Source organism: Burkholderia sp. AU33423, from assembly GCF_002223135.1.
Lineage (GTDB): Bacteria > Pseudomonadota > Gammaproteobacteria > Burkholderiales > Burkholderiaceae > Burkholderia > Burkholderia lata_D.
Map to the genome: position 1 here is coordinate 1,219,302 of NZ_NKFH01000007.1, position 18,473 is coordinate 1,237,774.

An 18,473-nucleotide genomic window follows, 5' to 3' on the forward strand; every position below is an offset into this window, starting at 1 on the left:
ATGACCAACAGATTGCCTCCGTTCGATCCCGCATCGGCCACCGATGAGCAAAAGGCCGTGCTGGCCGACATTCTAAGTGGCCCGCGCGGCAACCTGAACGGGCCGTTTCTGGGCTGGATCGCGAGCCCCGAGCTGGCGCAGCACGCACAGAAGCTCGGCGCGTTCTGCCGCTATCGCACGGGCCTGTCGCTGCGCCTGTCGGAACTCGCGATTCTCGTGACGGCCGCACGCTGGCGCTCGCAGGCCGAGTGGCACATCCACCATCCGATCGCACTCGAGGCGGGCGTGCCGGCCGCGACGGCCGACGCGATCCGGCGCGGCGTCGCACCCGCATTCGAGTCGGACGACGATGCGCTGATCCATGCATTCGCGAGCGAGCTGTACGACACGCGGCGCGTGAGCGACGCGACGTTCGCGCGTGCGCAAGCGCGCTTCGGCCACGAAACCGTCGTCAATCTCGTTGCATTGCTCGGCTACTACGCGCTCGTCGCGATGACGCTGAACACGTTCGGCATGCGCGCAGACGGACAAACTGATTTGCCGTTTCCGGAATAATCGCTGCCGGCGCGTGCGGCGGCGGTAGGCCGTCCGCGCGTCCGGATTGCCCGAAAAGCCCGTATTCACGGGCTTTTCGGCGTTTCGGCATGGCGCGATCCGGCATCTCGCTACGCCGTGACAACGCACACCGCATGACCTGCGCGTCAGCGCAGGAAATTTTCCCCGTACCTAGAATTCTGGCAAACAGCTTACGGGGGAAATATCGATGCGCTGGGTCCTGTTGATCGTGTTCGTTGCGTGTGTCGTGTACACGCATCGGCGCGGCAAGGTTCGGCACCGGTTGTTCAGGCAACTATCCGACCACTCGACCTTTACCGCGCCGCTGAACTGCTTTTCGTACGCGTTCTCGTCGGTGCCGACCACGCCGTTTCTCGACACGGACCACTTTCCGGAACTCGCGGTGCTGCAGCGCGAATGGCGCACGTTCCGCAGCGAAGCGCTCGCGTTGCGCGACGCGAGCCGGATCAAGGCATCGGGCGAGTACAACGACATCGGCTTCAATTCGTTCTTTCGCCACGGCTGGAAACGTTTCTACCTGAAGTGGTACGACGCGCCGCATCCGTCCGCGCAGGCGTTGTGTCCGCGCTCGGTCGAGATCCTGTCGCGGATTCCGTCGATCAAGGCGGCGATGTTCGCGCAGTTGCCGCCGGGCGGGAGGCTCGGGCTGCATCGCGATCCATATGCGGGCTCGCTGCGTTACCACCTCGGGCTCGATACGCCGAACGACGACGCATGCCGGATCGTCGTCGACGGCGAATCGTATGCGTGGCGCGACGGCGAGGCCGTGATGTTCGACGAGACGTACCTGCACTGGGCCGAAAATCGCACCGCGCACGATCGCGTGATCCTGTTCTGTGACATCGACCGCCCGATGAAATATCGTTGGGCGCAGCGCGTCAACGACGCGTTCGGGCAACTGCTGATGCGCGCGGCCGCGTCGCCGAATGAAACCGGTGACCGTACCGGCGGGCTCAATCGTGCATTCAGATACCTGTATGCGATTCGCCGCGCCGGCAAGCGGTTGAAGGCGTGGAATCGCACCGTGTACTACACCGTCAAGTGGCTGCTGTTCGGCGGGATAGCGGTCGCGATCTTCTGCATCTGACGGGTGGGGCGGGCGGTTTTTCGTCTGACGATAGGGCTGCGCACGGTACCGGCGACCTCCGCCGTCATCAATGCAACCAAATGTATTCGGACGAGATCAACGGACGCTGGCCGCGTATGATGGCTTGTTCACGTGGATATGATCGGTGAGCAAGCATGACAAGTACCCGTAAAACCATGATGATCGCCGGCGGGCTCCTGGTCGCCGCGGCGGGCACCGCGTACGTGATGCTGCTGCGCGCGGACCACCGTGCGATCGAAGATGCCGGCATCGGCGATTCGGCCGCGCCTGTTGCCGCGGCACCCGCGGGCAACGATCACGCGGTGCAGGGCGCGATTTCGCCGCCGGCATCGGCCGCCGCGACGGCAACGAAGCAGGCGGCTGCCGCGCCGCCTTCACCCGCACCCACGCCCGCGCCGGCTGCAACCGCGCGCGTCGACGCCGCGCCGGCGGCTGTTCCCGCCATTCCGGTGGTCAGCGACAAGCCGCAACCGGTGACGAAGCCGGCCGCACCGCCGCCGAAGGTCAACGTCGTGACGGTCGATGCGCAGGATTCGACCCCACCGGCGCCGCCGCCGGCCGCCAAACCCGTGCAGCAGGCCGCACCTGCACCCGCACCCGCGCAGGTCACGCAACGCGCGTCGCGCAAGCGCGACGGCCTCGAACGCCACGCGGCCGCAGCACCCTCCGCAACGAAATCCGAAACGCCGGAGACGGCCGCGCTCGTCAGGGAATCGGCGAAGCTCGACCCGTCGTTGCCGCCGCCGTCGATGTCATCGGTGTCGTCGATGCCGGCGAGCACCGGTTCGTACCGGCAGGGCGGTTCGTCGTCCGGCGCGAATCCGGTGGCGGCCGCGATGACCGAGCAACTGGTCAGGCAGTCGAGCAGTTTTAAGTCGACGGCGCCTGCGCCAGCGGACGGCGGCCCGACCGCGACCAAGTAACCGCGAACGCCTTCGGCATAAAAAGGGCCCCGCACGCCGACCAAAGCATGCGGGGCCAAGAGAGACAAACTGTTGTGCCGACGAGTTGACGCGCGTTACGCGGCGACCGCTTCCTCGGCCTGCGGCTGCGCGGCGGCAACCGGTGCAACGTCCTGCCGGATCAGGTGGTCGAACGCGCCGAGCGATGCCTTCGCGCCTTCACCCACGGCGATCACGATCTGCTTGAACGGCACCGTCGTCACGTCGCCGGCCGCGAACACGCCCGGTACCGACGTCGCGCCGCGTGCATCGACGACGATCTCGCCGTGCTTCGACAGTTCGACCGTACCCTTCAGCCATTCGGTGTTCGGCACGAGGCCGATCTGCACGAACACGCCTTCGAGATCGATGCGCTGCGTGTCACCCGAGCGCAGATCCTTGTAGACGAGCCCGTTCAGCTTGCTGCCGTCGCCGGTCAGCTCGGTCGTTTGCGCCTGCGTGACGATCGTCACGTTCGGCAGGCTGCGCAGTTTGCGCTGCAGCACTTCGTCCGCACGCAGTTGCGCGCCGTATTCGATCAGCGTGACGGCCTTCACGATGCCGGCGAGGTCGATCGCGGCCTCGACACCCGAGTTGCCGCCGCCGACCACCGCGACGCGCTTGCCCTTGAACAGCGGGCCGTCGCAGTGCGGGCAGTACGCGACACCGCGGTTGCGGTATTCGCGCTCGCCCGGCACGTTGATTTCACGCCAGCGCGCACCGGTCGCGAGGACGATCGTCTTCGCCTTCAGCACCGCGCCGTTCGCGAGGCGGATCTGGTGCACGTCGCCCGGAATCAGCGCATCGGCGCGCTGCACGTCCATGATGTCGACGTCATACTGCTTCACGTGCTGTTCGAGCGCGGTCGCGAACTTCGGCCCTTCGGTTTCCTGCACCGACACGAAGTTCTCGATCGCCATCGTGTCGAGCACCTGGCCGCCGAAACGCTCGGCGACGACGCCCGTCGCAATGCCCTTGCGCGCCGAGTAGATCGCCGCCGCCGCGCCTGCCGGGCCGCCGCCGACGATCAGCGTGTCGAACACCGGCTTGGACTCGAGCGACTTCGCGGCACGTGCGCTGGCGCCCGTATCGAGCTTCGCGAGAATTTCCTTCACGCTGCTGCGGCCCTGGCCGAACGAGGCGCCGTTCAGGAACATCGTCGGCACGGCCATGATCTGGCGCGACTCGACTTCACCCTGGAACAGCGCGCCGTCGATCGCGACGTGACGGATGCGCGGGTTGATCAGCGACATCACGTTCAGCGCCTGCACGACTTCCGGGCAGTTCTGGCACGACAGCGAGAAATACGTCTCGAACGCGTAGTCGCCGTCGAGTGCGCGGATCTGTTCGATCACGTCGTCGTCGAGCTTGATCGGATGGCCGCCCGTCTGCAGCAGCGCGAGCACGAGCGACGTGAATTCATGGCCCATCGGGATGCCGGCGAAGCGGATGCCGGCCGGCTTGCCGGGCTCGCCGATCGAGAACGACGGCTTGCGCTCGGCGTCGTCGCGGCGTTCGGTCACGGTCACGCGATCCGTCAGCGACGCAATCTCGTTCAGCAGCGCCAGCAGTTCCTGCGATTTCGCGCTGTCGTCGAGCGAGGCGACGAGTTCGATCGGGCGCGTGATCTTTTCGAGGTACGCTTTGAGTTGGTTCTTGAGATTGGCGTCGAGCATGGCGTTTCGGATTCCGTATTAATGATTCTGGTCGGGCACGTCGTGCCGGAGGAGGGCGCGGGCCGCATGTCGCGGCGGCCCGTCATCGGGAGGCTCGCGCGCCTCGTGCGAGGCGCGCGGCGCGATCGTCAGATCTTGCCGATCAGGTCGAGCGACGGGGTCAGCGTTTCCGCACCCGGCGTCCACTTGGCCGGGCACACTTCACCCGGGTGCGCCGCGATGTATTGCGCCGCCTGCACCTTGCGCAGCAGTTCGCCTGCGTCGCGGCCGATGCCGTTGTCGTGGATTTCGCACAGCTTGATCTCGCCTTCCGGGTTGATCACGAACGTGCCGCGCAGGGCCATCCCTTCTTCCTCGATCAGCACGTCGAAGTTGCGCGACAGCGTGAGCGTCGGGTCGCCGATCATCGGGTACTTGATCTTGCCGATCGTGTCCGACGTGTCGTGCCATGCCTTGTGCGTGAAGTGCGTGTCGGTCGACACGCCGTAGATTTCGACACCCAGCTTCTGGAATTCCGCGTAACGGTCGGCGAGGTCGCCCAGCTCGGTCGGGCAGACGAACGTGAAGTCGGCCGGGTAGAACACGACGACGGACCACTTGCCCTTGAAGTTCTCTTCCGAGACGGGCACGAAATCGCCATTGTGGTAAGCGGTTGCCTTGAACGGCTTGATTTGGGTGTTGATGATCGGCATCTGGACAATTCCTTTTCGTCAGTGGTGAGTGGAGTGTTGCCAGTATCCGGGTTCACCCTGAGCTTGTGAAATTGCTTGTTTCAATCCGGGGCATCGGGATTTTCTATCTGCTTCCGGCCCTTGATTGGGTGGGGTGTGCGGGGGAGGTCATTGACGCGTGGAGCGGTTGCCGGGCGGAGATGCGGCGAGCGGGAATGCGTCGAAAGTCAAAAGCCGCGGTGGATCGACTCCAGGCGGCACCGAAGGTCGTCCGGGGGCGCGTTCACCACTCCGAGCGCAAGTCTTCCTGGGTGACGGCATTGCGCCCCTTCCAGAGGCCGAACACATTGTCAGCAAGTGTCCGGTTCCGTAGCGCGATGTAGACGTCGATCGCGTCCCGGACGATCTCGGCTGAGGATCTGTTCTGGTGCGTGGCGATGCGGGTCAACGCGGCATGCTGGTCATCCGATAGATCGACCGGAATTCTGTTCATTTCAACCTCCGTGACGGGACACGACCATCGTGGCGATCCGGTCGGCCAACTGCAAGTGCGCGGCACGTCCGATGCGAATGCGGCTTCCCGATTCGGCCGGTTGTCGGAGCGGCGTCTTCGTGCTTAGCTCAAATCCCCGCCATCTTCCTCAACCACGCCGCCAGCCGCCTCGCCCCGTCCGGCATGTCCGCGTCCTCCCGCGTGCACAGGTAGTAATCGCGCCCGTCGTCGAGCACGTGATCGAACAGCTTCACGAGCTCGCCATTCGCCAGCTCGCGCTCGACCAGCGGCGCGCGCAGCAAGGCCGCGCCGAGATCCGCGCGCGCGGCGCTCAGCGTGAGCTGGCCGTCCTCGAACATCGGCCCCACCGCATGCGACACATGCTTCACGCCCGCGCCCTGCAGCCAGTTGACCCACGTGCTGCGATCCTCGTCGTGCACGAGCGGAGCGCGCGCGAGATCGGCCGGCGTGCGGAACGGCCCGTGGCGCTTCAGGAACGACGGGCTGCACATCGGCACCATCGCGCCCGGCAGCAGCCGTTCGCAGCGGTAGCCGGGCCAGTCGCCGGTGCCGAAGCGGATCGACAGGTCCGATGCATCGCTGCGGTAGTTGCGGTGATGCGCGTACAGCACGGTCACGTCGACGTCCGTGTTGTCGGCCAGGAATGCGTGCAGCCGCGGAATGAACCAGCCGATGCCGAGCAGCGGAATCAGGCTGACGGTGATCTGCCGCAGCGACGAGCGGTCGCGCACGAAGCGCGTCGCGCTGCGCAGCACCGAGAACGCGGCGCTGATCGAGCGGTAGTAGTCGCGGCCTTCGTCGGTGAGGGCGAGCAGCCGGCCCTCGCGCACGGTCAGCGGCGTCTGGATGAACGCTTCGAGCAGCTGCAGCTGATGGCTGACCGCCGACGGCGTGATGTCGAGCTCGCCCGCCGCCGCCGTGACCGACCCGAGGCGCGCGAACGCTTCGAACGCACGCACCGCGCGCAGCGGCGGATCGTGCGGCAATTGTTCGATATTTTTCATGTGTCGAATTTTATCGAAAAATCAGGGTAAGCGACAACATGAAAATGCCCTGCATTTACAGTGATGTAGGTTAATGTGTCGGGAACGGCATAAGCATCCAACAATTGGATATTTGGGGTTTGGGTGCTAAATATTTAATATTTTTCATGTTTTGATCCGATTCACCGATCCCCGCACATGAAAATCGCTTTTATCCACGCCAGTCTCGCATTCTCGGCGGCCGCCCTGGTCGCCTCCGTTCCCGCGTTCGCGCAATCCGCGCCGCAGACGATCCTGATCGGTCTCGCCGCGCCGCTCACCGGCCCGTCCGCGCGGATCGGCAAGGATCTGCAGAACGGCGCGCAACTCGCGATCGACGACGCGAACGCGAAGCATCCGACCATCGGCGGCAAGCCGGTCGTCTACAAGCTCGTCGCGGCCGATGATCAATCCGATCCGCGCACGGCCGTCGCGGTCGCGCAGCAACTCGTCGACAAGCACGTGATCGGCGTCGTCGGCCACTGGAACACGGGCTGCAGCGTGCCGGCGTCGCGCGTCTACCGCGATGCGGGCATCCCGCAGATCGCGCCGGCGTCCACCGGCCATCAATACACGCAGCAGGGCTACGCGACGGCCTTCCGCATCATGGGTCACGACGATGCGGGCGGCAATTTCACCGGCGCGTATGCGGTGAAGACGCTGAAGGCGAAGCGCATCGCGGTGATCGACGATCGCACGTCGTTCGGCTCGGGGCTCGCCGACCAGTTCATCAAGGGCGTGGAGGCGAACGGCGGCACGATCGTCGATCGCCAGTACGTGAACGACAAGACGACCGACTTCAGCGGCGTGCTGACGGCGATCAAGGGCAAGCGCGCGGATCTCGTGTTCTTCGGCGGCCTCGATGCGCAGGCCGCGCCGATCTCGCGCCGGATGCGCCAGCTCGGCGTGAACGCGCCGCTGCTCGGCGCGGGCGGCTTCGTGAGCCAGACCTTCCTGTCGCTTGCCGGCAAGGACGGCGACGGCGTGACGGCGCTCGAACCGGGCCTGCCGCTCGACCGGATGCCGGGCGGCAAGGCGTTCGACACGCAATACCAGGCGCGCTTCCGCGCCCCGATCGAACTGCATGCGCCGTTCGCGTATGACGCGGCCGCCACGCTGATCGCGGCTGCGCAGAAGGCCGGTACGACGCAGCCGGCGAAACTGGTCGCGGCGGTGCGTGCGATCGACCGGCCCGGCGTGACGGGGCGGATCGCGTTCGATGCCGAAGGCAACCTGAAGGATCCGGCCTTCACGATCTACCAGGCGCGCGGCGGCAAGTGGAGCGTCGTCGACGTGCTCGGCGGCTCGCGCACCGCGACCAAGTAAACGACACAGTGCGACCCAGCGTGACCCAGCGATAAAACGACGAAGACGATCCCCATGACCGAAGCCACCCAGACATCCGCCGCCGCACCCGAGGACACGCGCCTCGGGATCCTCGCGCGGCGCCGCATCGAAGCGGAAATCATCAAGCCGATCTACGAGATCATGAAGCGCGAATTCGGCGCCGAGCGCGCGCAGGCCGTGATCGCGGAAGCCGTGCGTGGCGCGGCGGTCGACGCCGGCCGCACGTTTGCCGCGCAGGAACCGGATGGCACGAGCGTGAAGTCGTTCATCGCGCTGCAAGTGTTGTGGGAGAAGGACGATGCGCTCGACGTCGAGGTGCGGCGCGCGGACGACGCGCATTACGACTACGACGTGCATCGCTGCAGCTACGCGGAGATGTATCACGCGATGGGGCTCGGCGAGATCGGGCACCTGCTGAGCTGCGCGCGCGACAGCTATTTCATCCAGGGCTATGCGCCGGACATCGCGCTCACGCGGACGAGCACGATCATGCAGGGCGGCAAGCGCTGCGATTTCCGTTACGCGCTGCAGGTCGCGCCGGAGAACGGCGATGCGTGACGACAACACGATTGCTGAAAGCGTGAGCGCGCCGCGCGTCGACGGCGACCGCCTGTGGGCGTCGCTCGACCGGATGGCGCAGATCGGTGCAACCCCGAAGGGCGGCGTCTGCCGCCTCGCGCTGACCGATCTCGATCGCGAGTCGCGCGACCTGTTCGTGCAATGGGCGCAAGACGCCGGCTGCACGGTGCGCGTGGACCAGATGGGCAACGTGTTCGCGCGCCGCGCGGGGCGCAACCCCGACGCCGCGCCGGTCATGACCGGCTCGCACGCCGATTCGCAGCCGACGGGCGGCCGCTACGACGGCATCTACGGCGTGCTCGGCGGGCTCGAGGTCGTGCGCGCGCTGAACGACGCGGGCATCGAGACCGAGCGCCCGATCGACGTCGTGATCTGGACCAACGAGGAAGGCTCGCGCTTCGCGCCGGCGATGGTGTCGGCCGGCGTGTTCTCGGGCGTCTATACGCTCGAATACGGGCTGTCGCGCACCGATGGCGCAGGCAGGACGATCGGCGAGGAACTGGCGCGGATCGGCTACGCGGGCGCCGAGCCCGTCGGCGGCTATCCGGTGCATGCGGCGTACGAACTGCATATCGAACAGGGCGCGATTCTCGAACGGGCCGGCAAGACGATCGGCGTCGTGACGGCCGGGCAGGGGCAGCGCTGGTACGAGGTGACGCTCACCGGTGTCGACGCACATGCGGGCACGACGCCGATGGAATTCCGTCGCGATGCGCTGGTCGGCGCCGCACGGATGATCTCGTTCGTCGAAGTGCTCGGCCGCCGTTATGCGCCGTACGCGCGGGCGACCGTCGGGATGATCGAGGCGCGGCCGAACTCGCGTAATACCGTGCCGGGCGGGTGCTTCTTCACGGTCGAATTCCGTCATCCCGACGACGCGGTGCTCGACGAACTGGACGCGGCACTGCGCGCGGAACTCGCGCGTGTGGCCGACGAAACGGGCCTCGGTGCGCAGATCGAGCAGATCTTCACGTATGCGCCGATCCCGTTCGCGCCGCGCTGCATCGAGACGGTGCGTGATGCGGCGCAGGCGCTCGGGCTGTCGCACATGGATATCGTGTCCGGCGCCGGCCATGACGCGTGCTATGTCGCGCGCGTCGCGCCGACGGGGATGATCTTCGTGCCGTGCGTCGACGGGCTGAGCCACAACGAAGCCGAAGCGATTACGCCCGAGTGGGCGGCGGCGGGCGCCGACGTGCTGTTGCGTGCGGTGCTGCAGAGTGCGCAGGAACGCTGAGCCTGAGGGGGCGGTGGTGGTCCGGCGCGAGGGTGTTCCCCGGGCCGGACCGGGCCGCGTCGCGTTCCGCCTGATGTCGCGCACGCCCGGTTCGCGTCAGCCCGCCGGCGATTGCCGATCGATGTATCGCCGCATCACATGGAACGCAATATCGGTGCGCCCCGGCATCGTGATCGTCGCGTCATCGGCCGTGAAGCCGAGCTTTTCATAAAACCGGTACGCGGTTTCGCGTGCCGTGCACCACACGAGCGCGGCCCCGTGTGCTTCCGCGTGCCGTACGCAGACCTGCACCAGCACACGCCCGAAGCCCATGCCACGGACGGCAGGGTGGACGGCCATCCCGCGAAGCCGCCATGCCGGTCGCGCAGGATCGTCGTCGCGCACCTCCTCGCAGAGCGACGCGACGGCGACGATGCCCGACGCATCGTGTACGCCGACGTGCAGCGTCGTCGGCGCATGGTCGCCGGCCAGCGCGCTCGCATCCAGATCGCCATTCAGCAGGATCATCGCGCGGAGCGGGTGCGTCTGCGCGGCATCGATCGGTGCGATGGTGAACAGCGTGTCGCCTGACGTCATCAACGTTCCTTGAGTCATTCGATTCAGCCGCGCGTTACTGAGCGGCCTTGCGCCGCGCCATAAAAGCGAGATACGCGACGATCTGGTCGAGTTCGCGGTCGCTCAGCTGATCGGGCGGAAACGCCGGCATGCTGCGGCCCGGCCAGTCGCGCACCGAAGCCGGGTTGCGGATATAGCGGCGCAGCGCGGCGGGCTGGAAGTAGTCGACCGGATTCATCGGCGCGTTCAGGTCGGGGCCGGCATGGCTGCTGCCCGCGCCGTCGAGGCGGTGGCATGCGAGGCATTGCATGACGAACAGGTGCTGGCCCGCGCGAGCCGGATCGTTCGCGGGCAACGCGGCATCGACGGCGAGCGACGGCCAGCGCGCGAGCGGCGACGATTCGATCGTGACGCGCACGATCTGGTACGGCCACTGCTCGCCGCGCACCGACGACGCGTCCGGCCCGAGCCAGACCAGGTAGAACGGCCCGGCGCTGACCGGCTTGCCGGGCAGCTTCGGCCACGGATGCGCCGGATCCTCGATCGCGAGCCACGGGGTGGCGCCGGCCGGCGTGCGGCGGCGCACGAGCTCCAGCGGCAGTTGCGCGGCGAAGCCGTCGGCCGCACGGGTTTCGAGCACGCCGTCGGCCGGCAGCCTGTCGCCGAGCAGCGCGGCGAACGGCACCGCGCGGAACGTCATCGGCCGGCCGTACGCGATGTCGCGCGGCACGTGGATGTCGGCGGCATCGGGGCGCGCGAGCAGCGTCTGCCGGGTGAGGGCGCGGGCCGTGCCGTCGGTCTCGAGTTCGAGCGCGGACTGGGCCGACGCGCGTTGTCCGATCAGGCAAACCGTCAGCAGCAAAAGCGAAAACCACCGGCGCTTCAGCATTCGTTCTCCGGGAAAGGGCGTTCCGGCGGCGACAGGAGGCGCAGGCCGCGGCCGATGGAAGGAATCGGGCGACAGTCTATCCGGTACGCGCGGCGTTGGCGACTGCTGCGCGGGTAGGGAGCGGCCGCTCCTGATCGGGCAAGCCGCCGGCAGCGTGCCTTGCAGTCGGGCTGCGCGAAGGATGTGGCGTGGCGCGGCGTGGTTTGAGCGCGAAGGGGCGGAAGAGGCAGGGGGGTGGAGCGCGGGGAGCGGGGCGGCGGGCAGGCGGGGACGAGAGCATGCAGGCCCGCCGCGTTCACGGTGATCCTGCCCGTTACCACGCCGCCGTCAATGGCTCGAGCAAGGCACGGCGCTCTTCGGCATCGGCGTTTCCCGGGCCGGTTCGAAATCGGCTTCGCGCGTGCCCGACGGCGTCAGCGACACGAAATGCATCGCCGTGCCGTTCCCGGGGAAGCCGGCGATACCGGTCGAACCCCACGGAATCGGCGAACGCTGCACGCCGCTCACTGAAATGCCCGCCGGCCCGAGCGCCAGCGTCAGCAGCCGCCCGTCGCGGATCGGTACGTACGCATGCGTGCCCGACACCCCGATGCCGGATTCGCGCACCGACGCCGGCAGGCAGTCGAGCGTCGCCGTGCGGCGGCCGTCCGGCGCGATCAGCATCGCGACGCCGCGATCGTCCGCCGTCGTCGTGACGACGATGAAGCGGTCGATCTCCGGCACGTAAGCCGACGAATACACGTAGTACTGGATCGCGTCGTTCAGCGTCCCCAGCTTGTCCAGCTTCGCCGTGACCGGGTCGAACATCGCGTATTCGAGCGTCGCGTCCGTGCTCCCTTCGATGTATTTCTGCCAGACGAGCAGCGCGGTGTGCGGCGAGCCCGCGACGACGGGCCACCACTCGCGGCGGCGCGGCGCGACCGCGACATGGTTCAGCATGCGGCCGGCGGCGTCATAGGTTTTCACGTACACGCCGTTGCCGGTGCCGAGGTTGTCGACGCCGCCGCCGTCGATCCAGTCGGCGGAATAGAACACGACGAAGCGGTCGGCCGCCGTGGCGACGTGCCCCGAGTGGCCGCCCGATTCGACGTCGTTCGGATAGGGCTTGATCGGCTTCAGGTCACGGCGGTAGACGCCGTAGCGCTGGCTGACTTCCTGCGGCGCGTTCCAGCCGTCCTCGAACGTGACGAAGATGTCGCCGCGCGCGTTCTGCGCGATCGACACGGGCTCCTGCGCCTCGGGGCGGCTGATGAACGTGCGGACGTGCAGCAGGTTCGGCTTGCCGGGCAGCCATTCGCCGACGTACACGTCATGCGGCCAGCTGCCGCCGCGCATCGCGCCGCGCGGCACGGTCCCCGAGCTGCTGAAGAACACCCAGCGCTTGCCGTTGCCGGCGTCGGCCACGCCGATGCCGTGCATGAAGCTGCGCGGATCGACGGCCGGGTGAGATGAAGGGTCGCCCTGCACGGTGACCGTATGCACGGCCGGCGTGGCGGCGAAGGCGTGCGGCATCGCCGTGACGATGCCGCATGCGCCGCACAGCGCGGTCGCGACGCACCGCGCGACCGCCTGTGCCGGGCGCGTTCGCCCGCTCATTCGACGGTCACCGATTTCGCGAGGTTGCGCGGCTTGTCGACGTCGGCGCCGCGCGCGCAGCCGACGTGATAGGCGAGCAGCTGCAGCGGAATCACGTTGACGATCGGCGACAGCACGTCACCCGATTCGCGCACGCGGATCAGGTGCGTGTCGCGGTCGGCGTCGATCCCGAGCTGGTCGCCGGCCAGCACGTAGAGCCGTCCGCCGCGCGCGCGTACCTCGGCCATGTTGGATTTCAGCTTCTGGAACAGGCGGTCGTCCGGCGCGATCGTGACGACCGGCATCGCGCTCGTGACGAGCGCGAGCGGGCCGTGCTTCAGTTCGCCGGCCGCATAGCCTTCCGCGTGGATGTACGACACTTCCTTGAGCTTCAGCGCACCTTCCATCGCGATCGGGAAATGAATGCCGCGCCCGAGGAACAGCGCGTTCTCGGTGCGTGCGAACTTCGTGGCCCAGCCCATGATCTGCGTTTCGAGCGCGAGGGCGTGGCCGATGCGCTCGGGCAGCGCATGGAGCTGCTTCAGGTGCAGCGCGACCTGCTTCGCGTCGAGCCGGCCGCGCAGCTGCGCGAGCGTCAGCGTCAGCACGAACAGCGCGACGAGCTGCGTCGTGAACGCCTTGGTCGACGCGACGCCGAGCTCGATGCCGGCTCGCGTCAGGAACCGCAGCGGCGCGTTGCGCGCGATCGTGCTGGTCGCCACGTTGCAGATCGCCATCGACAGTTCCTGGCCCATGTCGCGCGCCTGCTCGATCGCGCCGATCGTGTCGGCCGTCTCGCCCGATTGCGAAATGCCGACGACGAGCGTGCGCGGATCGGCCACCGTCTCGCGGTAGCGGAATTCGCTGGCGATCTCGACCTGGGCGGGCACACCCGCGATGGCCTCCAGCCAGTACTTCGCGGTCAGCCCCGCGTAGTAGCTGGTGCCGCAGCCGAGCAGCAGCACGTTCCTCACTCGCGACAGCTGCGCGCGCGTGCCGTCGGTCGCGTCGAACAACGCGGGCGAAATCGTGTCGATGCCGTCGAGCGTGCTGGCGATCGCCTTCGGCTGCTCGAAGATCTCCTTCTGCATGAAGTGCTGGTACGGGCCGAGCGCGGCGTCGTCTTCGCGCGCCTTCACATGGCACAGCGGGCGCTGGGCCTCGTGCCCGCCCGAGTCGACCACGGCGATCCGGTCCGGCGTGATCAGTGCGACGTCGCCGTCTTCCAGGTAGACGAAGCGGTCGGTCAGGTCGCCGAGCGCCGCGCAGTCCGACGCGAGGTAGTTCTGTTCGGCGCCGATGCCGATCACGAGCGGCGAGCCGGCGCGCGCGGCGACGAGGCGCTGCGGCTCTTTCGCGCTCAGTACCGCGATCGCGTACGCGCCGTGCAGCCGCTTGACGGCGCGCACGACCGCGTCGAACAGGTCGTCGCGATAGAGGCTGTGGATCAGGTGCGCGATCACCTCGGTGTCGGTCTGGCCGCGAAACGTATAGCCGCGCTCCCGCAGCTCCACGCGCAGCGCGTCATGGTTCTCGATGATGCCGTTGTGCACGACCGCGATCGTGTCGCCGGACATGATCGGATGCGCATTCATTTCGGATGGTGCGCCGTGGGTTGCCCAGCGCGTATGCGCGATGCAGGTCTGCCCTTCGAGACCCAGCGTCAGCACGCGGGCCTGCAGGTCGGTCACGCGCCGCAACGTGCGTTCGCTGCGCAGGCGGCCTTCGTCCTGTACGGCGATGCCGCACGAATCGTAGCCGCGATACTCGAGCCTGCTCAGCGCATTGACCAGTTGCGGCACTTGATTGTTCAGGCCGCTTGCTCCGACGATTCCGCACATGTTTCACCTCGTCCACAAAGGTTGCCGGGCTGCCGGCAAAGTGCGGCAGCGCGGTATCTGGAGTGGCGCCGCGTCGCACGAATGACATCCCGTGCGCAGCGACGCGGCTCCGCTGACCTACTCGCGGGGCTGCGGCCCCGCGTGGGCTACCCATTCGATGTCGGAAATCGAACCGTTCGCGTCGTGCGACGCGACGAGAATGCGCGTCGTGCGCCGCGCGCCGCGCCGGCGGGCGCTTGCCAGCACGGTCGGCGGCACCGAGCGCACCTTCGCGCTGGCCGAGCGCCGCAGTATCTTCGATACGCGCAGCCGGTAGGCCAGCGGATGCACGACGCGTCCGGCGATCAGCCACATGACGATGGTGCCCGCGATGAGCGCGATGCTGGTCGCGTAGAACACCATCTGTTCGATCGGCATCTCGGCCGGATTGAACGGCAGCAGGTAGCGGTACGTGTAGATGCAGATCGATGCCCACACGGCCCCCACCAGCGCCGGCCGCAAGAGCCGGAACCAGACGATCAGCACGGACCCGATGATGCGGCCGCGCTCGGCGATCATTTCGCGCGGTGCGCGCAGGGAAAGGTCAATAATCGGTGCGTTCTTCATGTTGAATGCCTCGGTCGGGGCTGACCCATACGGCCCGCTTGCCGCGGCCCCGCAGCACGACGGCAGGCAGGGCGACGACGGTGGTGATCATGCTGATCAGCCAGAAGGCGACGGGATACCAGATGGTGTCCAGGAAATACATCAGGAGTTTTTCGTCGTAACGACGATCGATCATGCTGCCGATGATCAGTTGCAGGATGCAGGTGGCGACCAGCAGCATGCCGTGCCAGTGCGGCACGACCGATACGTGCCAGTCTTGCGGCAGCGGGTACACGACGTTGATGAGCGCGAGCAGCAGGATGAACGTCATCGAGTACGCCCATGCGATGCCGATCAGGTACTCGGCGAACAGCGGCCACATCATCATCTGCGTCGGTCGCGCGAGCGAGCCCGCGTACTTCATCAGTACCTGGATGCCGCCCTTCGCCCAGCGCAACCGCTGCCGGTACAGGCCCTTCACCGTCTCGGGCATCAGGATCCAGCTCAGCGCGTGCGGCTCGTACACGACGCGCCAGTCGCGGCACTGCAGCTTCCAGCTGATGTCGATGTCCTCGGTCAGCATGTCCGAGCTCCAGTAGCCGACGTCGGCGAGCGCGGTCTTGCGGAACATCGTGATCACGCCGGATACCGTGAAGATGCGGCCGTACACCTGCTGCGTGCGCTTGATCAGCCCGACGATCGACGAGAATTCGCCGACCTGCATGCGGCCGAGCAGTGACGTGCGCGTGCGGATGCGCGGGTTGCCGGTCACGGCGCCGACGCCCGGATCGGTCAGGAAATGCTCGAGCATCCAGCCGATCGCGTCATGCGCGAGCAGCGCGTCGCCGTCGATGCACAGCAGGTATTCCGCGTTCGACACGGCCGCCGCGGTCGTGAGCCCGACCGCCTTGCCTTCGTTGCGCGCGTGATGGATCACGAGCAACCGCGGGATCTCGACGGCCAGCTCGTTGAGGATCTCGCCGGTGCGATCCTTGCTGCCGTCGTTGACCGCGATGATGTCGTAGTTCGGATACTGCATCCGGTCCAGGTGGCTGATCACGCTGCGCGCGTTCGCGGCTTCGTTGAAGCAGGGCACGACGATCGAGATCTTCGGGATCCCGCTCGACGCGATCGTCCGCGCGGACATCTCGCGGCCTTCCTCGAGCAGGAAGTAGTGCACGACGCCGCCGATCATCCACAGGTACGACATGAAGAACGGATAGTAGAAGACGAAATCCTGCAGGCGCTGGATGATGCTGTGGGTGGTCATGGCGTCTTGGTTCCCTGCGTATGCTGTTGCATCAGCGCGTTGATCGAGGTCGGGTCGAGGCGGGACTTCAGCGACATCACGTCGCGCATCACGTCGAGTTCCGGCTGCCCGTTCAGGAAGTTGTCCGGGTAGTAGCCGAAATTCACCGCGCCTTCGCTGCGCAGCCGCCGCATCTGCGCGAGCAGCTTGCTGGCCGGCACCTGCTTCTGTGCGTGCCAGTCGTACGACTGCAGTTCGAACACGGTGCGCTGCAGCCCGCGCTGCTTCGCGCGCACGGCTTTCACGAGCTGGTCCAGCCAGCCGTCGGGGTCCTTCGCCTGCTCCATGTACGGCATCGCCATCAGCGCGACGTAGTCGTAGCTGGCGAGGAAATCGTCGTAGTTTTGCGCGTACCACGCTTCCGATTCGGGCTTGAGCACCGGCATCGCGAAGATGTTGCGCGCGGTCAGCACGTCGCCCACGTTCTGATGGGCGAGCACGATCTGTTCCAGCTGCTTGGTCATGTCGATCAGGTAGCGCGACTTCTGGCGTGTCCAGCGCTTCAGCAGCTCGGGGTTCTCGCGAATCTTGCCGACGTCGGCCGGCAGCCCCCACTGCGAATAGATGCGCAGCGCATGCCGGCCCGCATCCTCGTAGTCGTCGAGCACCGCGTCGTCGCTGAACAGGATGCCGCTGAACGACGCGTGCTTGCTGAGGTCCTCGTAGACCTGCTGGATCGTCAGCCGTGCTTCCGGATCGAACGGGCTCAGCCGGAACGTGCGCGTGCCGTTCTCGCGAGCCGGCGCGCCGCCGTAGGCGCTCACGGCCTCGAGCCCGCGCAGCTTGTCGGCCGGCGGCCGGAACGCGAGCACCGGCATCCACGCGTACACCTGCACGTTGGCGCGCGTGTTGAGCTGCCACGCGGCGCGCGAGAACAGGTCGGAGCGCATCGGCAGGTGCCGGTTCGGGAAATACACCGCTTCGGCCACGCCCGTGCCTTTCGGGTCCGCATAAGCCTGCAGGTACACCGATTTCGGCTGCATCCGGTAGATGCGTTCGATCAGCTTGCCGAGGTTCGTTTCCTGCCGCGCGGGGTCCGGATCGTAGACCTGGTCGAGGTCGACCTGCACGGTGCGCTCGGGCACGTCGACGTCGCCGCGGTTGGACGCCGGCTCGCGCATCGATCGCTCGAACCCGCCGATGTCGACGTCGTACATCATCAGGATCCGCCGCAGCCGGTCCAGCGGCACGTCCGGCGTATTCGGGCCGGCATCGAGGCTGAACTGGATGTCCATCCCGAGCGACGTCGAGATCTGGCGAACGGGCTGGTTTTCCGCGCCGTATGGCCACACCATCGAGCGTGCGACGATGCCCGTGCGTTCGCGGATCTGCCGCACGCAAGTCTGCAGGTCGTCGTGCACGCGTGCGTGGAATTCGGCGTCGGTTTCATAGCGTTTCTGGTCTTGCAGGTAGAGATGCGACGTGGTCGCCGGCAATTCGTTGCCCTGCGGATTCGCGACCGCGCCGTGATGGAGGTTGTGAGTGTGGCAACCGAGCTCGACGTACGGCGACTGGCCGAGCTTCTTCACCTCGTCCCACGACAGGAAATAGTCGCGCGGCACCTGAACCTTGTCGCTGATGCGGATCGGCGTATCCGGCGGTGTGTCGATCCACGCGGTGACGAGGCCCATCACGGCCGGATACTTGAAGCGCTCGAGCAGCGGCAGCACTTTCGTGTAGTGGCTGCGAAAGCCGTCGTCGAACGTGAGCAGCACCGAGCGCGGCGGCAGCGGCTTGCCGCCGTGCCGCGACTCCTCGATCTGCTTGACCGTGATGGTGTGGTAGTTGTTGGTCTGCAGCCACGAGAAGATGGCGGTCAGCGTGCCGGTATCGACCGCGAACGCGTCGACCATCGCCGTACCGGAGTTGAACGTCTGCATCAGGTTGTCACGCACGTCATGCATGCAGATCACGCGAAACGTCTTGCCGTCGGCCGGATCGGACGGCGGTAGCAGGTCGATCATCTTGGCATTGGTCACGCCCGGAAACAGCGAACAGGCGGCAAATGCGCCCATGCATCCGCACATGAAGGTCCGTCTGGATTGCAG

17 protein-coding genes are annotated in these 18,473 nt (G+C 66.8%); 6 read left to right on the forward strand and 11 right to left on the reverse strand.

The window, feature by feature from the left end; genetic code table 11:
• From CFB50_RS24095 to CFB50_RS24105, 3 genes are all read left to right on the forward strand, one after another.
• Positions 1-555 carry a carboxymuconolactone decarboxylase family protein gene (locus tag CFB50_RS24095; protein ID WP_089447441.1) on the forward strand — a complete coding sequence of 185 codons (555 nt, stop codon included), beginning with the start codon at positions 1-3 and terminating at the stop codon, positions 553-555.
• Between the two features lie 208 nt (positions 556-763).
• The gene (lpxO, locus tag CFB50_RS24100) at positions 764-1,663 is read left to right on the forward strand and encodes a lipid A hydroxylase LpxO (protein ID WP_069251288.1); all 900 of its coding nucleotides are present in this window, start codon (positions 764-766) and stop codon (positions 1,661-1,663) included.
• Between the two features lie 155 nt (positions 1,664-1,818).
• Positions 1,819-2,607 carry an extensin gene (locus CFB50_RS24105; RefSeq protein WP_069251289.1) on the forward strand — a complete coding sequence of 263 codons (789 nt, stop codon included), beginning with the start codon at positions 1,819-1,821 and terminating at the stop codon, positions 2,605-2,607.
• A gap of 95 nt (positions 2,608-2,702) precedes the next feature.
• Here CFB50_RS24105 and ahpF read toward each other — a convergent pair whose 3' ends face one another.
• The 4 genes from ahpF to CFB50_RS24125 form a co-directional block, all read right to left on the reverse strand.
• Positions 2,703-4,301: an alkyl hydroperoxide reductase subunit F gene (ahpF, locus tag CFB50_RS24110; protein WP_089447442.1), complete on the reverse strand. Its 1,599-nt coding sequence runs from the start codon at positions 4,299-4,301 to the stop codon at positions 2,703-2,705.
• Between the two features lie 128 nt (positions 4,302-4,429).
• Positions 4,430-4,993: an alkyl hydroperoxide reductase subunit C gene (ahpC, locus tag CFB50_RS24115; protein ID WP_006488685.1), complete on the reverse strand. Its 564-nt coding sequence runs from the start codon at positions 4,991-4,993 to the stop codon at positions 4,430-4,432.
• A 262-nt stretch (positions 4,994-5,255) separates the two neighbouring features.
• Positions 5,256-5,465 carry a hypothetical protein gene (locus CFB50_RS24120; RefSeq protein WP_089447443.1) on the reverse strand — a complete coding sequence of 70 codons (210 nt, stop codon included), beginning with the start codon at positions 5,463-5,465 and terminating at the stop codon, positions 5,256-5,258.
• Positions 5,466-5,593: 128 nt separating this feature from the next.
• Positions 5,594-6,490 (reverse strand): LysR substrate-binding domain-containing protein, encoded by an 897-nt coding sequence (locus CFB50_RS24125; RefSeq protein WP_069251291.1) that lies wholly within the window; start codon positions 6,488-6,490, stop codon positions 5,594-5,596.
• A 177-nt stretch (positions 6,491-6,667) separates the two neighbouring features.
• Here CFB50_RS24125 and CFB50_RS24130 point away from each other — a divergent pair, with 177 nt between their 5' ends.
• From CFB50_RS24130 to CFB50_RS24140, 3 genes are read left to right on the forward strand one after another with little or no spacing between them, the layout of a single operon-like run.
• Entirely contained in the window at positions 6,668-7,834 is a 1,167-nt protein-coding gene (locus CFB50_RS24130) for a branched-chain amino acid ABC transporter substrate-binding protein (protein ID WP_089447444.1), read from the forward strand.
• A 54-nt stretch (positions 7,835-7,888) separates the two neighbouring features.
• On the forward strand, positions 7,889-8,413 hold the full coding sequence (locus CFB50_RS24135; protein ID WP_089447445.1) for an L-2-amino-thiazoline-4-carboxylic acid hydrolase: 525 nt from the start codon (positions 7,889-7,891) through the stop codon (positions 8,411-8,413).
• Positions 8,406-9,671 (forward strand): Zn-dependent hydrolase, encoded by a 1,266-nt coding sequence (locus CFB50_RS24140; protein WP_089447446.1) that lies wholly within the window; start codon positions 8,406-8,408, stop codon positions 9,669-9,671. The genes CFB50_RS24135 and CFB50_RS24140 overlap by 8 nt, the downstream gene beginning before the upstream one ends.
• Positions 9,672-9,767: 96 nt before the next feature.
• Here CFB50_RS24140 and CFB50_RS24145 read toward each other — a convergent pair whose 3' ends face one another.
• The 7 genes from CFB50_RS24145 to pgaB form a co-directional block, all read right to left on the reverse strand.
• Positions 9,768-10,247: a GNAT family N-acetyltransferase gene (locus tag CFB50_RS24145; RefSeq protein ID WP_089447447.1), complete on the reverse strand. Its 480-nt coding sequence runs from the start codon at positions 10,245-10,247 to the stop codon at positions 9,768-9,770.
• A 34-nt stretch (positions 10,248-10,281) separates the two neighbouring features.
• Entirely contained in the window at positions 10,282-11,115 is an 834-nt protein-coding gene (locus CFB50_RS24150) for a c-type cytochrome (RefSeq protein ID WP_089447448.1), read from the reverse strand.
• Between the two features lie 327 nt (positions 11,116-11,442).
• A complete protein-coding gene (locus CFB50_RS24155) occupies positions 11,443-12,711 on the reverse strand; it encodes a hypothetical protein (RefSeq protein WP_089447449.1) in 1,269 nt (422 codons plus the stop codon).
• Complete coding sequence (gene glmS / locus CFB50_RS24160; RefSeq protein WP_069251298.1) at positions 12,708-14,531, reverse strand: glutamine--fructose-6-phosphate transaminase (isomerizing); 1,824 nt, start codon at positions 14,529-14,531, stop codon at positions 12,708-12,710. The genes CFB50_RS24155 and glmS overlap by 4 nt, the downstream gene beginning before the upstream one ends.
• Positions 14,532-14,648: 117 nt before the next feature.
• Entirely contained in the window at positions 14,649-15,137 is a 489-nt protein-coding gene (locus CFB50_RS24165; RefSeq protein WP_089447450.1) for a Biofilm PGA synthesis auxiliary protein PgaD, read from the reverse strand.
• Positions 15,115-16,386: a poly-beta-1,6-N-acetyl-D-glucosamine synthase gene (gene pgaC, locus CFB50_RS24170; RefSeq protein WP_089447451.1), complete on the reverse strand. Its 1,272-nt coding sequence runs from the start codon at positions 16,384-16,386 to the stop codon at positions 15,115-15,117. Before pgaC ends, CFB50_RS24165 begins: the two co-directional genes overlap by 23 nt.
• Entirely contained in the window at positions 16,383-18,473 is a 2,091-nt protein-coding gene (pgaB, locus tag CFB50_RS24175; RefSeq protein ID WP_089448406.1) for a poly-beta-1,6-N-acetyl-D-glucosamine N-deacetylase PgaB, read from the reverse strand. Before pgaB ends, pgaC begins: the two co-directional genes overlap by 4 nt.

Excerpts from the sequence above, each read along its gene's own strand:
- CFB50_RS24095 (WP_089447441.1), top strand. The coding sequence starts at position 1 with ATGACCAACAGATTGCCTCCGTTCGATCCCGCATCGGCCACCGATGAG.
- lpxO (WP_069251288.1), top strand. The coding sequence starts at position 764 with ATGCGCTGGGTCCTGTTGATCGTGTTCGTTGCGTGTGTCGTGTACACG.
- CFB50_RS24105 (WP_069251289.1), top strand. The coding sequence starts at position 1,819 with ATGACAAGTACCCGTAAAACCATGATGATCGCCGGCGGGCTCCTGGTC.
- ahpF (WP_089447442.1), bottom strand. The coding sequence starts at position 4,301 with ATGCTCGACGCCAATCTCAAGAACCAACTCAAAGCGTACCTCGAAAAG.
- ahpC (WP_006488685.1), bottom strand. The coding sequence starts at position 4,993 with ATGCCGATCATCAACACCCAAATCAAGCCGTTCAAGGCAACCGCTTAC.
- CFB50_RS24120 (WP_089447443.1), bottom strand. The coding sequence starts at position 5,465 with ATGAACAGAATTCCGGTCGATCTATCGGATGACCAGCATGCCGCGTTG.
- CFB50_RS24125 (WP_069251291.1), bottom strand. The coding sequence starts at position 6,490 with ATGAAAAATATCGAACAATTGCCGCACGATCCGCCGCTGCGCGCGGTG.
- CFB50_RS24130 (WP_089447444.1), top strand. The coding sequence starts at position 6,668 with ATGAAAATCGCTTTTATCCACGCCAGTCTCGCATTCTCGGCGGCCGCC.
- CFB50_RS24135 (WP_089447445.1), top strand. The coding sequence starts at position 7,889 with ATGACCGAAGCCACCCAGACATCCGCCGCCGCACCCGAGGACACGCGC.
- CFB50_RS24140 (WP_089447446.1), top strand. The coding sequence starts at position 8,406 with ATGCGTGACGACAACACGATTGCTGAAAGCGTGAGCGCGCCGCGCGTC.
- CFB50_RS24145 (WP_089447447.1), bottom strand. The coding sequence starts at position 10,247 with ATGACGTCAGGCGACACGCTGTTCACCATCGCACCGATCGATGCCGCG.
- CFB50_RS24150 (WP_089447448.1), bottom strand. The coding sequence starts at position 11,115 with ATGCTGAAGCGCCGGTGGTTTTCGCTTTTGCTGCTGACGGTTTGCCTG.
- CFB50_RS24155 (WP_089447449.1), bottom strand. The coding sequence starts at position 12,711 with ATGAGCGGGCGAACGCGCCCGGCACAGGCGGTCGCGCGGTGCGTCGCG.
- glmS (WP_069251298.1), bottom strand. The coding sequence starts at position 14,531 with ATGTGCGGAATCGTCGGAGCAAGCGGCCTGAACAATCAAGTGCCGCAA.
- CFB50_RS24165 (WP_089447450.1), bottom strand. The coding sequence starts at position 15,137 with ATGAAGAACGCACCGATTATTGACCTTTCCCTGCGCGCACCGCGCGAA.
- pgaC (WP_089447451.1), bottom strand. The coding sequence starts at position 16,386 with ATGACCACCCACAGCATCATCCAGCGCCTGCAGGATTTCGTCTTCTAC.